At 76.3% G+C, this 12,805-nt stretch carries 13 protein-coding genes and 1 pseudogene; 5 read left to right on the top strand and 9 right to left on the bottom strand.

Annotated features, from left to right (window positions below; genetic code table 11):
• Positions 1 to 64: 64 nt before the first annotated feature.
• The 5 genes from MY526_RS24205 to MY526_RS24225 are packed head-to-tail and all read left to right on the top strand — an operon-like array spanning position 65 to position 6,696.
• Entirely contained in the window at positions 65 to 1,477 is a 1,413-nt protein-coding gene (locus MY526_RS24205; protein ID WP_436705239.1) for a sensor histidine kinase, read from the top strand.
• A complete protein-coding gene (locus MY526_RS24210; protein WP_436695584.1) occupies positions 1,474 to 2,115 on the top strand; it encodes a response regulator in 642 nt (213 codons plus the stop codon). The genes MY526_RS24205 and MY526_RS24210 overlap by 4 nt, the downstream gene beginning before the upstream one ends.
• Positions 2,116 to 2,159: 44 nt before the next feature.
• Complete coding sequence (locus MY526_RS24215) at positions 2,160 to 5,012, top strand: FAD-binding and (Fe-S)-binding domain-containing protein (RefSeq protein ID WP_436705240.1); 2,853 nt, start codon at positions 2,160 to 2,162, stop codon at positions 5,010 to 5,012.
• 25 nt (positions 5,013 to 5,037) lie between these two features.
• Positions 5,038 to 5,523 carry a cation:proton antiporter regulatory subunit gene (locus tag MY526_RS24220; protein WP_436695586.1) on the top strand — a complete coding sequence of 162 codons (486 nt, stop codon included), beginning with the start codon at positions 5,038 to 5,040 and terminating at the stop codon, positions 5,521 to 5,523.
• Positions 5,524 to 5,535: 12 nt separating this feature from the next.
• A complete protein-coding gene (locus MY526_RS24225; protein ID WP_436695587.1) occupies positions 5,536 to 6,696 on the top strand; it encodes a cation:proton antiporter in 1,161 nt (386 codons plus the stop codon).
• Positions 6,697 to 6,709: 13 nt separating this feature from the next.
• On the opposite strand, the gene MY526_RS24230 is transcribed toward MY526_RS24225, so the two are convergent.
• The 9 genes and pseudogenes from MY526_RS24230 to MY526_RS24270 all read right to left on the bottom strand — a co-directional run.
• Entirely contained in the window at positions 6,710 to 7,372 is a 663-nt protein-coding gene (locus MY526_RS24230) for a GDSL-type esterase/lipase family protein (protein ID WP_436695588.1), read from the bottom strand.
• A gap of 104 nt (positions 7,373 to 7,476) precedes the next feature.
• Entirely contained in the window at positions 7,477 to 8,247 is a 771-nt protein-coding gene (fabG, locus tag MY526_RS24235) for a 3-oxoacyl-ACP reductase FabG (RefSeq protein WP_436695589.1), read from the bottom strand.
• Between the two features lie 132 nt (positions 8,248 to 8,379).
• The gene (locus MY526_RS24240) at positions 8,380 to 8,799 is read right to left on the bottom strand and encodes a DUF350 domain-containing protein (RefSeq protein WP_436695590.1); all 420 of its coding nucleotides are present in this window, start codon (positions 8,797 to 8,799) and stop codon (positions 8,380 to 8,382) included.
• A gap of 111 nt (positions 8,800 to 8,910) precedes the next feature.
• Positions 8,911 to 9,174, bottom strand: a complete 264-nt coding sequence (locus tag MY526_RS24245) for a hypothetical protein (protein ID WP_436695591.1) — start codon at positions 9,172 to 9,174, stop codon at positions 8,911 to 8,913.
• Positions 9,171 to 10,589, bottom strand: coding sequence for an AI-2E family transporter (locus tag MY526_RS24250; RefSeq protein WP_436695592.1), 1,419 nt, complete (start codon positions 10,587 to 10,589; stop codon positions 9,171 to 9,173). Before MY526_RS24250 ends, MY526_RS24245 begins: the two co-directional genes overlap by 4 nt.
• A gap of 70 nt (positions 10,590 to 10,659) precedes the next feature.
• Positions 10,660 to 11,064, bottom strand: coding sequence for an ankyrin repeat domain-containing protein (locus MY526_RS24255; protein WP_436695593.1), 405 nt, complete (start codon positions 11,062 to 11,064; stop codon positions 10,660 to 10,662).
• A gap of 40 nt (positions 11,065 to 11,104) precedes the next feature.
• Positions 11,105 to 11,851: a dienelactone hydrolase family protein gene (locus MY526_RS24260; RefSeq protein WP_436705241.1), complete on the bottom strand. Its 747-nt coding sequence runs from the start codon at positions 11,849 to 11,851 to the stop codon at positions 11,105 to 11,107.
• 38 nt (positions 11,852 to 11,889) lie between these two features.
• On the bottom strand, positions 11,890 to 12,435 hold the full coding sequence (locus MY526_RS24265) for a hypothetical protein (protein WP_436695595.1): 546 nt from the start codon (positions 12,433 to 12,435) through the stop codon (positions 11,890 to 11,892).
• Between the two features lie 80 nt (positions 12,436 to 12,515).
• Positions 12,516 to 12,805, bottom strand: a pseudogene (locus MY526_RS24270) (hypothetical protein); the annotation flags it as partial.

Raw genomic sequence — 12,805 nt, forward strand, 5'->3', positions numbered from 1 at the left:
GGGAGAGTCCGGTTCCGCCGCCGTCCCCGGGCCGGCCGGGTGGCGATCCGGCGCAGAGGTGAGCATGGCCACGAGCCACAGGACCGCGGACACCGGCGTCCGGACGCCGCCGGGAGCCGCTCCCGCCTGGGTGCCGCTCGTCGACGGCGCGGCCCGCCGCCGGCCGCACACCCCCTCGGTGCAGCGGGTGGTCGGCCGCTTCGTCCTCGCCAACGTGGTCGCCGTCGTCCTGCTGCTGGCCGGTGGGGTCTGGGCCGCGGTGGAGGCGGCGGAGGACGAGTCGCTCGCCGACGCGCGACGCACCACCGACCTGCTGGCCGCCGTGCTGGTCGAGCCGAACCTCAGTCCGCCGCTGCTGGCCGGCGACCCTCGGGCGCTGGCCGACTTCGACGCCCGGATCCAGAACCGGATCCCCAAGGCCGACGTCATCCGCCTCAAGATCTGGAACGTCGACGGCGAGATCCTGTACTCCGACGAGCCGCGGCTCATCGGGCAGCGCTACGCCCTCGACGAGGAGGACCAGGAGGCGCTCCGCGACGGGGTCACCCGCGCGGAGATCAGCGACCTCAGCCGGCCGGAGAACCGGTTCGAGCGGTCCGCCGGTCAGCTGCTGGAGGTCTACCGGCAGATCGACGGACCGAGCGGGGAGTCGCTGCTGCTGGAGACCTACTCGGTCTACCAGGAGGCCACCTCCCGGCAGTTCGAGATCTGGTCGGAGTTCGCCCCCATCTCCGTCGCGGTCGTGCTGACCCTGCTGGCCGTGCAGCTCCCCCTGGCGCACCGGATGCTCACCCAGTTGCGCGCGGCCCAGCGCGAGCGGGAACTGCTGCAGGCGCGGGCGCTGGACGCCTCGACCGAGGAGCGGCGCCGGATCGCCGGCAGCCTGCACGACGGCATCGTCCAGGACGTCTCGGCCTCCGCGCTCCTGGTCGCGCGGGCTGCCGACCAGGTGCGCTCGGCCCCGGCCGACGGCGCGACGGGCCAGGTGGCCGAGGGGCTCGGCCAGGCCGCCGCGGCGCTGCGGGAGTCGGTCGGCTCGCTGCGCTCGCTGCTGGTGGAGATCTACCCGCCCGACCTCGACCGCGACGACCTGCCGATGGCGCTGGCGGACCTGGCCGGCCGGCTGCGGCCGCGCGGCGTCGACGTCCGGGTGACCGTGGCCGAGGACGTCGAGCCGTCCCCGGCGACGGCGGCGCTGGTCCTGCGCACGGTCCAGGAGGCGCTGCGCAACATCGCCAAGCACTCCCGCGCCCGCACGGTCGACGTGACCGTCGAGCGGGCCGGCTCCGGCCTGGTCCTCACGGTGATCGACGACGGCGTCGGCTTCGACCTCGGCCCGAAGGTCGAGGAGCCGACCCGGGGTCACCTGGGCCTGCGCCTGCTCGCCGACCTGGCCGCGACCGACGGCGCCACGCTGTCGGTGCGCAGCGCCCCGGGAGCGGGGACCGGCCTGCGCCTGGAGGTACCGCACCCGTGATCGACGTCCTGGTCGTCGACGACCACGCGCTCATGCGGTCGGGCCTGGCCGGCCTGATCGCCGGGGCCCCGGACATGCGGGTCGTCGGCGCCGCCGCCGACGGCGCCGAGGCGCTGGAGGAGGTGGCCCGGCTGATGCCGCAGGTGGTGCTCATGGACCTCTCCATGCCGGTGATGGACGGCGTGGAGGCGACCCGGCGCATCGTCGAGGAGCACCCGGACGTGGAGGTGCTGGTGCTGACCTCCTTCTCCGACCAGCAGCGGGTGATGGAGGCGCTGGACGCCGGCGCGAGCGGGTACGTGCTCAAGGACACCGAGCCGGCCGACCTGCTGGCCGCGATCCGCTCCACCGCGCGCGGGCACTCCCCGCTCGACCCTCGGGTGGCCCGCACCGTGCTGCACGCGCGCCGCAGCCCGGCCCGCGCCGCGGAGCTCACCGAACGCGAGCAGGAGGTGCTCGCCCTGGTCGGCCGCGGTCTGGCGAACAAGCAGATCGCCCGCGTCCTGGGCATCCGCGAGGGCACCGTGAAGGCGCACCTGACCAGCGTCTTCCAGCGCATCGGCGTCCGGGACCGCACGTCGGCCGCGCTGTGGGCGCGCACCCACCTCCCCGACGTCGAGCAGCACCCGACCTCCTGACCCCCCGTTCGCCCTCGTTCCGGCCGCGGGCCGAGACTGGCGGGGTGACCGCAGCCGCCCCCTCCGACGCCGACCTCCTCGACGGGCTGCGCCGGGCCGGCCTCGCCGACGTCGACGGCTCCGGCCTGGCCCGCGCGCTGTACTCCTCCGACGGCTCGCTGTACCGCGTGCTGCCGCGGGCGGTGGTGCGGCCCCGGCACCCCGACGAGATCGAGGCGGCGCTGGCCGTCTGCCGCGAGCTCGGCGTGCCCCTCACCGCCCGGGGCGCCGGGACCTCGATCGCCGGCAACGCGGTCGGCCCCGGCGTCGTGGTCGACACCAGCCGCCACCTGTCCCGGGTGCGGGCCATCGACCCGGAGGCGGGGACGGCGGTCGTCGACCCCGGCGTGGTCCAGGCGGCGCTGCAGGCCGCCGCCCGGCCGCACGGCCTGCGCTTCGGGCCCGACCCGAGCACGCACAACCGCTGCACGGTCGGCGGGATGATCGGCAACAACGCCTGCGGGTCGCGGGCGCTGGGCTACGGCCGCACGTCGGACAACGTGGTCGGCCTCGACGTCGTCACCGGCGGCGGCGAGCGGCTGTCCGTGGGGGCAGAGATGGCCACTTCTGCCCCCGGGGTGCTCGGGGAGCTGCGCCGGCTGGTCGGGGACAACCTCGGGCCGATCCGCACCGAGCTCGGCCGCTTCGGCCGCCAGGTGTCGGGCTACTCGCTGGAGCACCTGCTGCCCGAGCGCGGCGCCGACGTGGCCAAGGCCCTGGTCGGCAGCGAGGGCACGCTGGCGCTGGTGCTGGGCGCGACGGTGCGGCTGGTCGCCGACGCCCCCTACCGCGGGCTGGTCGTGCTCGGCTACCCGTCGATGGCCGACGCCGCCGACGCGACCCCGGCACTGCTGCGGCACCGGCCGACCGCCTGCGAGGGCCTGGACCAGCGGATCGTGCAGCGGTTGCGCGACGTGCCCGCCGCCGTGGTGCCCGACCTGCCCCGCGGGGACGGCTGGCTCATCGTCGAGCTGACCGGGGACACGGTCGCCGAGGTGGTCGCCAAGGCCGACGGCGTGCTCGCCGACGCCGGCGCCCTGGACTCGCTGGTGGTCACCGACCCGGCCGAGACCGCCGCGATCTGGCGGATCCGGGAGGACGGCGCCGGGCTGGCCGCGCGCACCTCCGACGGCCGCCCGGCGCACGCCGGCTGGGAGGACGCCGCCGTCCCGGTCGAGCACCTGGGCACGTACCTGCGCGGCTTCGAGGCGCTGCTGGACCAGCACGGGCTGCAGGGCGTCCCCTACGGCCACTTCGGCGACGGCTGCGTGCACGTGCGGATCGACTTCCCGCTGGGGCGCGGCGAGGACCGGGGGCGGGCGGCCTACCGCGCCTTCGTCACCGACGCCGCCGCGCTGGTGGCCCGCTTCGGCGGGTCGGTGTCCGGCGAGCACGGCGACGGCCGGGCGCGCAGCGAGCTGCTGTCGGCCATGTACTCCCCCGGGGTGCTCGGGCTGTTCGAGCGGGTCAAGGGGCTGTTCGACCCGGACGACGTGCTCAACCCCGGCGTCCTCGTGCGCCCGGCGCGGGTCGAGGACGACATCCGGGTGGCCGCCGCGCCGCGCCGTCCGACATCCGATCGGCCGGTCCTGGCGCTGGCCTACCGGCACGACGGCGGTGACTTCTCCGCCGCGGTGCACCGCTGCACCGGCGTCGGCAAGTGCCGGGCCGACCTGCAGGCCGCCGGCGGGGTCATGTGCCCGTCCTGGCCGGCGACGCGGGAGGAGAAGGACACCACCCGCGGTCGCGCCCGGGTGCTGCAGGAGATGTTGGCCCCCGGCGGGCCGGTGCGCGACTGGCGCTCCCCCGAGGTGCACGCCGCCCTCGACCTGTGCCTGTCCTGCAAGGGCTGCTCGCGGGACTGCCCGACCGGCGTGGACATGGCCGCGTACAAGGCCGAGGTGCTGCACCAGTCGTACCGGCGCCGGCTGCGGCCGCGCTCGCACTACACGCTCGGCCGGCTCCCCCGGTGGGCCGACCTGGCCGCCCGCGCGCCGCGGCTGGTCAACGCCGTCATGACGTCCCGGCTGGGCGGCCGGCTGGCCAGGTGGGGCGCCGGCGTCGACCAGCGCCGCAGCCTGCCCGCCTTCGCGCCGCGCACCTTCCGGCAGAGCTGGGCCGCGCGCCCGGTGTCCGGGGAGGGCCGGCCGGTCGCGCTGTGGGTCGACTCGTTCACCGACCACTTCGCCCCGGAGGTCGCCGCGGCGACGGCCGCCGTCCTGGAGGACGCCGGGTACCGGGTCCAGGTGCCGCCGGCCGAGGCCTGCTGCGGCCTGACCTGGATCACCACCGGCCAGCTGGACGCCGCCCGGCGCACGCTGGACCGCACCGTGGCGCTGCTCGCCCCCCTGGCCGACGCGGGCGTGCCGATCGTCGGCGTCGAGCCGTCGTGCACCGCGGTGCTCCGCGGGGAGGCGCTCGAGCTGGTACCCGGCCCGGACGCGGCCCGGGTCGCGGCCGGCACCAGGACCCTGGCCGAGCTGCTGCGCGAGACGCCGGGCTGGACACCGCCGTCCCTGGCCGGGGTCGAGGTGGTCGCCCAGCCGCACTGCCACCACGCTGCCGTCCTCGGCTGGGCCCCCGACGAGCGGCTGCTGCGGGACGCCGGAGCGACCGTGCGCCGGCTCGGCGGCTGCTGCGGGCTGGCCGGCAACTGGGGTGTCGAGCGCGGGCACCACGAGGTCTCGGTGGCCATCGCCGGGCAGCAGCTGCTGCCCGCCGTCGCGGCGGCCGGGCCGGACGCCGTCGTCCTGGCCGACGGGTTCTCCTGCCGCACCCAGCTCGACCAGCTGGCCGGCCGGCGCGCGCTGCACCTCGCCGAGCTCCTGGCCGCCAGGCGGCCGGCCCCCGGGCGGTGACCCGCGGGTCTGCCACGATGCGCCGGTGGACCTCGAGGAGACCCTGCTGCCCGGCGTCGGCGTGCGGTACCGGCTGCAGAGCCGCGCCGGTGACCTCCTCGCGATCGTCGTCCGGCGGGAGGGGTCGGCGGAGGTGGCCGTCTACGACCGCCGCGACCCCGACCGCGCCCGCAGTGTCATCCGCCTCGACGCCGAGGAGGTCGACGCCGTCGCCGAGGTGCTCGGCGCGCCGCGGCTGACCCAGCGCTTCGCCGACCTGTCGCGGGAGGTGCCGGGGCTGGAGTCGGGCCGGTTCCCGGTGCCGCCGGACTCCCCGTTCGCGGGCCGCCCGCTCGGCGACACCCGCGCCCGCACCCTCACCGGCTGCTCGATCGTGGCGATCGTGCGCGACACCGACGTCGTCCCCTCCCCCGGGCCGGCCGACCCGCTGCGGGCCGGCGACGTGCTGGTCGCCATCGGCTCGCAGGCCGGCCTCGAGCAGCTCGAACGGCGCCTGACCGGAGCGGCCTGACCGGCGGACACGGTGGACCACGTCGCCGCGCTCCTCGTCGAGCTGGGCCTGCTGTTCCTGGGCCTGTCCGTGCTGGGACTGCTGGCCCGCCGGGTGGGCCTCTCGCCCGTGCCGTTCGTCCTGGTGGCCGCGCTCGCGCTGGGCGACGGCGGGCTCGTCCCGCTGGCCACGGCGCAGCCGTTCATCGAGGCCGCCGCCGAGATCGGCGTCGTCCTGCTGCTGCTGACCCTCGGCCTGGAGTTCTCCGCCGACGAGCTGTTCGCCTCGCTGCGCCGGCACGGGCCCTCCGGCGGGGTGGACCTGCTGCTCAACGCGCCGCCGGGGTTCCTGGCCGGGCTGCTGCTCGGGCTGCCCTGGGAAGGTGCGCTGGCCCTGGCCGGGATCACCTGGATCTCCTCCTCCGGCATCGTCGCCCGGCTGCTCGGCGACCTGGGCCGGCTGGCCAACCGCGAGACGCCGGCGGTGCTGTCGGTGCTCGTGCTCGAGGACCTGGCGATGGCGCTGTTCCTGCCGCTGCTGGTCGTCGCGCTGGCCGGGGGCGGACCCGCCGCGGCGGTCGGGGGCATCGGGCTGGCCGTCGGCGCGGTGCTCCTGGTGCTGCTGGCCGCCCGGCGGCACGGCCACCGGCTGGGCCGGCTGCTGGCCTCCGCCGACGACGAGCAGGTGCTGCTGCGGCTGGTCGGGCTCACCCTGCTCGTCGCCGGGCTGGCCCAGTCGCTGGGCGTCTCGGCCGCGGTCGGCGCGTTCCTGGTCGGGCTGGCACTGCCGGCATCCTTCGCCGCGCGGGTCCGCGTCCTCCTCGGCCCGCTGCGGGACCTGTTCGCCGCGACCTTCTTCGTCGCCTTCGGGCTGTCCACCGACCCGGAGGCGGTGCTGCCCGTACTCCCCGCCGTCCTGGCCCTGGCGACCGTCACCACGGTCACCAAGATCGCCACCGGCTGGTTCGCCGCCCGGCGCGACGGCGTCGGCGTGCCCGGGCGCCTGCGGGCCGGGACCGCGCTGGTCGCCCGCGGCGAGTTCTCCATCGTCATCGCCGGGCTGGCCGTGGCCTCCGGGGTGACCGACCTGGGACCGGTGGCGACCGGCTACGTGCTGGTGCTCGCCGTGCTGGGGCCGGTGCTCACCCGCTTCGCCGAGCCCCGCGAGCTGCGGTCCGAGCCGCTCGCGGGGTGAGCCCTCGCGGACCTCAGGCGGCGGCGCCGTCCCGGCGGGCGTGCGCGGCGGCCACCACGTGCGGCACCAGCGCCTCGGCGATCACGGCGTAGCCCGCCGAGGAGGGGTGGAAGCGGTCGGCGGAGAACAGCGACGGGTCGGTGGCGAACGCCGTCCCGACGGTCTCGGAGATCGGGGCGACCAGGGCGCCGGCGGCCCGGGCGGCCGCGGCCTGCTCCTGCTGCAGCCGGGCGGAGGCCGCCCGCACCAGCGGCCGGTACGCCGGCGGCACGAACGGGACCGACGACATGTCCGGCGCCGGGACGACGACGGCGTCGGTGCCGGACGCCAGCAGGTCCTGCAGCGCGCTCCCCAGGGCGGCGGCCGCCCGGGGTGGGGGCACCAGCCGGGCGAGGTCGTTGGCGCCCACCAGCACGACGGCGAGGTCGGCCGCCAGGGGCACGGTGCGGCGCACCTGTGCGGCCAGGTCCCGGGAGACCGCGCCGGGGACGGCGAGCACGTGCAGCTCGACGTCGTACCCCGCGGCGTCCAGTGCGCCGGCCAGCCGCGGGCCCAGGGTGTCCTGCGTCCGGGTCGCGCCGGAGCCGTACGCGAGGGAGTCACCGAGGAGGGCCAGGCGCAGGCCCTGGGGCCCGCTGCGAGCCGGCGAGTGGCGGGGGGCGGGAGGGTCGGTCAACACGCTCCCTGCAACGCCGCCGCCCGCGGTGTCATGCCCCGGCACGCCGCGGGGCCCGGCCGGGAACACTCCCGGCCGGGCCCGGCCCCCTGCAGGTCCCGCTGTTACGCCTTGGGACCGCCCGCCGCGTAGACGACCTGGCCGGAGACGAAGCCGGCGCCCTCGCTGACGAGGAAGGAGACCAGGTGCGCGATGTCCTCGGGCTGGCCGACCCGCTGCACCGGGATCTCCTTGGCCGCGCCGGCCAGGAAGTCCTCGAAGGGGATGCCGATCCGCTCGGCGGTCGCCCGGGTCATGTCGGTCTGGATGAACCCGGGGGCGATCGCGTTGGCGGTGACGCCGAACTTGCCCAGCTCGATCGCGAGGGTCTTGGTGAAGCCCTGCAGGCCGGCCTTGGCCGCCGAGTAGTTGGCCTGGCCGCGGTTGCCCAGCGCCGAGGTGCTCGACAGGTTGACGATCCGGCCCCACTTCGCGTCGATCATGTGCTTCTGCACCGCGCGGGTCATGAGGAAGGCGCCCCGCAGGTGCACGTTCATGACCACGTCCCAGTCGGACTCGGTCATCTTGAACAGCATGTTGTCGCGGATGACGCCGGCGTTGTTCACCAGCACCGTGGGGGCGCCCAGCTCGGCCGCGATCCGGGCGACCGCCGCCTCGACCTGCTCGGCGTCGCTGACGTCGGTCCCGACCGCCAGGGCGCGCCCACCGGCGGCCTCGATCGCCTGCACGGTGTCCTTGCCGGCGACCTCGTCCAGGTCCAGGACGCCCACGGCGAACCCGTCCCGGGCCAGGCGCAGGGCGGTGGCCGCGCCGATGCCACGGGCGGCCCCGGTCACGATCGCCACGCGGGCGCCGGTGCTGCTCGACTCGCTCATCTGTGTTGTTCCTCTCGTTCGCTGCGCCTTCCGGTGCGCTTCCCGACACGGTACGTGCGGGAGACGCCGGACCTACCGACCGGTAGCCCCCGGCGGGTCGCGGGCGCGGCGGGCAGGCCGGATCGAGGCGACTCAGGGCCAGATCGAGGCGACGACGATGGCCGCCACCGACAGCTGCACCGAGGCCAGCACCAGGCTGGCCGGGTGGAAGGGCACCTCGGTGACGTGCGCACCGAGCTTGCCGGGGGTGATGAGGTCCAGGACGACGAAGGCGACCGCCTGCAGCAGCACGCCCAGCACCCCGAAGACGACCGTGTACAGCAGCGCCTCGCCGAAACCGCTGGTGGCGTTGGTCCAGATCGCGGCGAACACCACCGCGCCCTGCCCGAGGAAGCCGGTCGCGAGGACGAGCCCGGCGTTCACCGACCGCTCCTCGTGGATCTGCCGGCCCAGTTTCCCGGGGGTGAGCAGGTCGAGGACGACGAACCCGAGGGTCAGCAGGACGATGCCGACCCCCGTGTAGGCGACGGCGTATCCGATGCTGGCCAGCACGGCAGGACCTCCGGGAGGACGGGAGAGCGGAGCTCAGGTTCTACCGCACCCACCCGGCGCGAGTGCCGCGGCGTGCCGCGTTCCCGCCTGCGGTGGCGGGACGGGCCGTCGTCAGGCCGACTGCCGCAGCGGGGTCACCGCTGCGTCGTCGTCCGGAGCGCGCCGCGGCGCCGGGTGCTCGACGAGCGCGAGCACCCGGCCGGCCATGAACCGTGCGGTGCGGACCGGGGTGCCGCCGCGGGTGCTCTCGGTGACCTCCACGAGGCCACGGCCGTGCGTCACGTCCACCCGCCGCCCGGCGCGGGTCGCCTCGATGTCGTACGTGCGCGTCGTACCCCCGGCCTCGATCACGACCTCCACGCGGTCGCCCTTCATCGCGCCTCCCTGAGCGTCTCGCCGGACGGTGCGTCCGACCTGGGCACACCCTCCTCCGGGGGGCTGACACTCCGGTCCCGGCCGGGCGTTCCGTGCTCGGAGTGCCGCCGGCCGGGCAGGTGCGGGTGCAGCGCCCGGACCGAGGCCAGCGCCGCCCGCCGGGCCTGCGCCCGCTGCCGGGCGCGGCTGGTCCGGGGCGCCCGCGGCTCCTCCCGCAGCAGCGCGTCCAGCCAGTGCCCGCGCGGGTCGACGTCGACCAGCATCGCCTTCACCAGCAGCGTCAGCGGGATGGCCAGCAGCGCGCCGAGCGCGCCGAGCACCCAGCCCCAGAACAGCAGCGCCACGAAGGTGACGGTCATCGACAGCCCGACCGAGTCGCCGACGAAGCGCGGCTGGATCAGCGTCTGGACGACGAAGTTCAGCAGGGCGTAGACCGCGACGACGATCCAGAACTCCGTCCAGCCGCCGCCGAGCAGTGCGAGGATCGCCGGCGGCACCAGGCCGAGGACGAACCCGATGTTGGGCACGTAGTTGGTGATGAACGACAGCAGCCCCCACAGCACCGGCAGCGGGATGCCGATGACGTACAGCGCGATCGTGTCGAAGACGGCGACGATCGCGCCGAACACGGTGCTCACCAGCAGGTAGCTGCGGGTGCCGCGGGCGAACATGCCCAGCGCGATCGGCAGGTGCGGGCGCTCGGCGGCGATCATCCCCAGCCGGCGGCCGAAGCCGCCGGACTCGATGGCGAGGAACACGATGGCCGCCAGCAGCAGCACGAGCGTGGTCGCGGCGTCGCTGATCCGGGCCAGCAGACCGGTGGCCACCCCGACCAGCTGGCTGTAGTCGAACTGCGAGACGAGGTCGGAGAGCTGGCCGGACACGATGCCGCGGTCGTTGAGGTCCTCGACCACCGAGGCGATCAGCCGCTCCGCGTCGCCGGCGTAGTCGGGCAGGAGGTTGGCGAACTGGGCTATCGAGACCACCAGCAGCGCCACGAACGCCAGCAGGATGCTCCACACCAGCACCAGCAGGACCGTGGCGCTCGCCCAGCGGGGCCAGCCGTGGCGCTGCAGGAACCGCTGCACCGGCATGAGCGCGATGACGACGACGAGCGCCAGCAGCACCGGCCCGACCAGCCAGGCGATCGACCGCACCCCGGCGATCGCCACCGTGGCGGCGGCGCCACCGACGAGCAGGACCAGCCAGCGCGGCAACCCGGCGGTCGGCGGGCCCACGGTCTCCTCCGGTCGCGCCGGATCGGCAGCGGGGCCGGCCGCCTCCGGGGCATCGGGCCCGCGGACGGCGGCGTCCTCGACCACGGCGGCGTCACCGGCGGTCAGCGCGGTGGCCCCCGCCGGGCGGCCCGGTTCCCCCGCGCCGGTGTCCCCGGAGAGGTGCTGCTGCGCGACCATCTGACCTCCGCCCTCCCCCCGTGCGGCGCCGCGGTGTCCGGCCCAGCCTGACATGCCCCGCCGGACCGGATCAGGAACCGGCGTCCTCCAGCAGGGCGGTCATCTGCGGCAGGTCGAAGAACGCCGCGGTCTGCCGCGCGGTGGGCCCGCCGGCGTCGGGGTCGGCCCCGGCGGCGAGCAGCGCGCGCACCGTCTCGGCCGACTGCTTGAAGACGGCGGCGGCCAGCGCGGTCTGGCCGCGGTCGTTGACCGCGCCGGGGTCGGCGCCGCGGGCCAGCAGCGCGGCGACGGTCTCCGGGTGCCCGTGGTAGGCCGCCAGGATCAGCAGCGTGTCGCCCTTGTCGTTGGTCAGGGTGGCCGGCACGCCCGCGTCGACGTAGGCGGCCAGTTCCTCGGTGCGCCCGCCGCGGGCCAGGTCGAAGACCCGGCCGGCCAGCTCGATGACGTCCGGGTCGATCCCCTGCTCGTGGCTCACCCGGTCGAGACTAGGCGGGCCCGGGCACGGGCCGGGCCGGTCAGCCGGCGGCCACCTCGTCGGCGAGCTGGAGCACCCGCCGCCAGACGTCGGCGCAGGCGTCGGCCCAGTCCCCGTACGCCCGGTCGAAGAAGGAGTGCGGCGCGCCGTCGTAGACCGCGGTGGTGACCTGCCCGCCGCCCTCGCGCAGCCGCTCGGCCAGCGCCAGCTGCTCCTCCACCGGCGTCGCGGCGTCGGCACCGGCGATGACCATCAGCGTCGGCCGGGTGGCCCGGACGTCGCCGACCATCGACGGCCGCCCGTAGAAGCCGATGCAGCCGGCCAGGTCGAGGTCGCTGCCGGCCAGCCGCCACGAGTGGCTGCCGCCGAAGCAGAACCCGACGGTGATCACCGGGAGGTCGGGCCGGGTGCGCTCGCGCAGGTAGCCGATCGCCGCGGCGACGTCGGCGTCCGCGCCGTCCGGCGTCGTCTGCGGGATGTGGGTCTGCCAGTCGAAGTCCTGCTCGCGGGTGCCGGTCGGCGGCAGCTCCGCCGTCCGGCCGAAGTAGTCGAGGGCCAGCGCCGGGAGGCCGGCCTCCGCGAACCGCTCGGCCAGCGCGACGTAGTACGGGTGCAGGCCCCGGATGTCGGGGAGCACGACGACGCCGGCCCGCGCCGGGCCGGCGGGCGCCGCGTAGGCGGCCGCGAACTCGGTGCCGTCAGCGGCCGTGAGGGTCAGCGTGCCGCGCTCGGTCACCTCGCCGGAGCGCGGCGGGGCGGGCGGTCGGCTGTCGGTGTCGTGGCACATGCCCGGGTTTCTACCGGGGCCCGCGGGCCGCCGCCCGGTCAGGTGTCGGCGGCGGCGTCCGCGGCCTCCGGCGACCCCCCGAAGACCCGCGCGGCGACCTCGCGGCGGGCGTCGGCGAGCCAGTGGTGCTGCTTGTCGGCCTGGGCGATCAGCCGGTCGAAGAGCCCGGCGTCCACGCGGGCGTCGGTCTCGGCCAGCGCGCGCAGCGTCTCGAACCCGGCCCGCTTGGCCAGCACCGCGGTGGCGATGAACTCGAACTCGACGAGGTCGCTGAGCGGGGACCGGGACAGCAGGTGCCCGTTCAGCTTGGCCCGCGACAGCTTCTCGGCGATCCAGGTGCCGACCTGCTTGTACTGGCGCACCGGCAGGCCGAGGGACTCCATCTGACCGCGCAGCGCGGACCGCTCCTCGCGCAGCTCGGCGAGCAGCTCGGTGAGCCGGGCCTCGTACGGGCCGCCGCGGTGCTGGCCGAGCATGCGGCCGACCAGCTCGACGCCGCCGGTGGCCGCCGCGAGGTGGTCGTTGGTGTAGACGCCGAGCAGCTCGGTGTTGTGGGCACCACCGGTGGCGGACGGTTCGGGCACGGGCTCTCCCAGGGAGGGGCGGACGGTGGCGCTTCCCATTCTCGCCGCCCGGAGATCACCGCGCGACGGCGGCGTCCGGCTCAGCCCTCCGCGCGGGCCAGGAGCCGGGCGGCGGTGGGCCGCAGCTCCCGTTCCAGCTCCCACATGCCGGCGGCCAGCCGCTGGCCCACCGCCTGCCGGGACACCCCCAGCCGGGCGGCGGCCTGCGCCTGGGTGCACCCGCCGCCGACCAGGTCGATCGCCGCCCACGCCGGCCGGCTGCGCCGCTGGACGAGGACGGCCAGCGCGGTCAGCACGGCCTGGGCGTCGGCCGCGTCGTCGCGCACCGGCAGCCGGGCCGGCGGGGTACCCGGCGGGACCGGCAGGCCGT

The sequence above is a fragment of the Geodermatophilus sp. CPCC 205761 genome, from assembly GCF_051383655.1.
GTDB lineage: Bacteria > Actinomycetota > Actinomycetes > Mycobacteriales > Geodermatophilaceae > Geodermatophilus.

Excerpts from the sequence above, each read along its gene's own strand:
- MY526_RS24245 (WP_436695591.1), bottom strand. The coding sequence starts at position 9,174 with ATGAAGGGCGACCGCGTGGAGGTCGTGATCGAGGCCGGGGGTACGACG.
- fabG (WP_436695589.1), bottom strand. The coding sequence starts at position 8,247 with ATGAGCGAGTCGAGCAGCACCGGCGCCCGCGTGGCGATCGTGACCGGG.
- MY526_RS24205 (WP_436705239.1), top strand. The coding sequence starts at position 65 with ATGGCCACGAGCCACAGGACCGCGGACACCGGCGTCCGGACGCCGCCG.
- MY526_RS24250 (WP_436695592.1), bottom strand. The coding sequence starts at position 10,589 with ATGGTCGCGCAGCAGCACCTCTCCGGGGACACCGGCGCGGGGGAACCG.
- MY526_RS24260 (WP_436705241.1), bottom strand. The coding sequence starts at position 11,851 with ATGTGCCACGACACCGACAGCCGACCGCCCGCCCCGCCGCGCTCCGGC.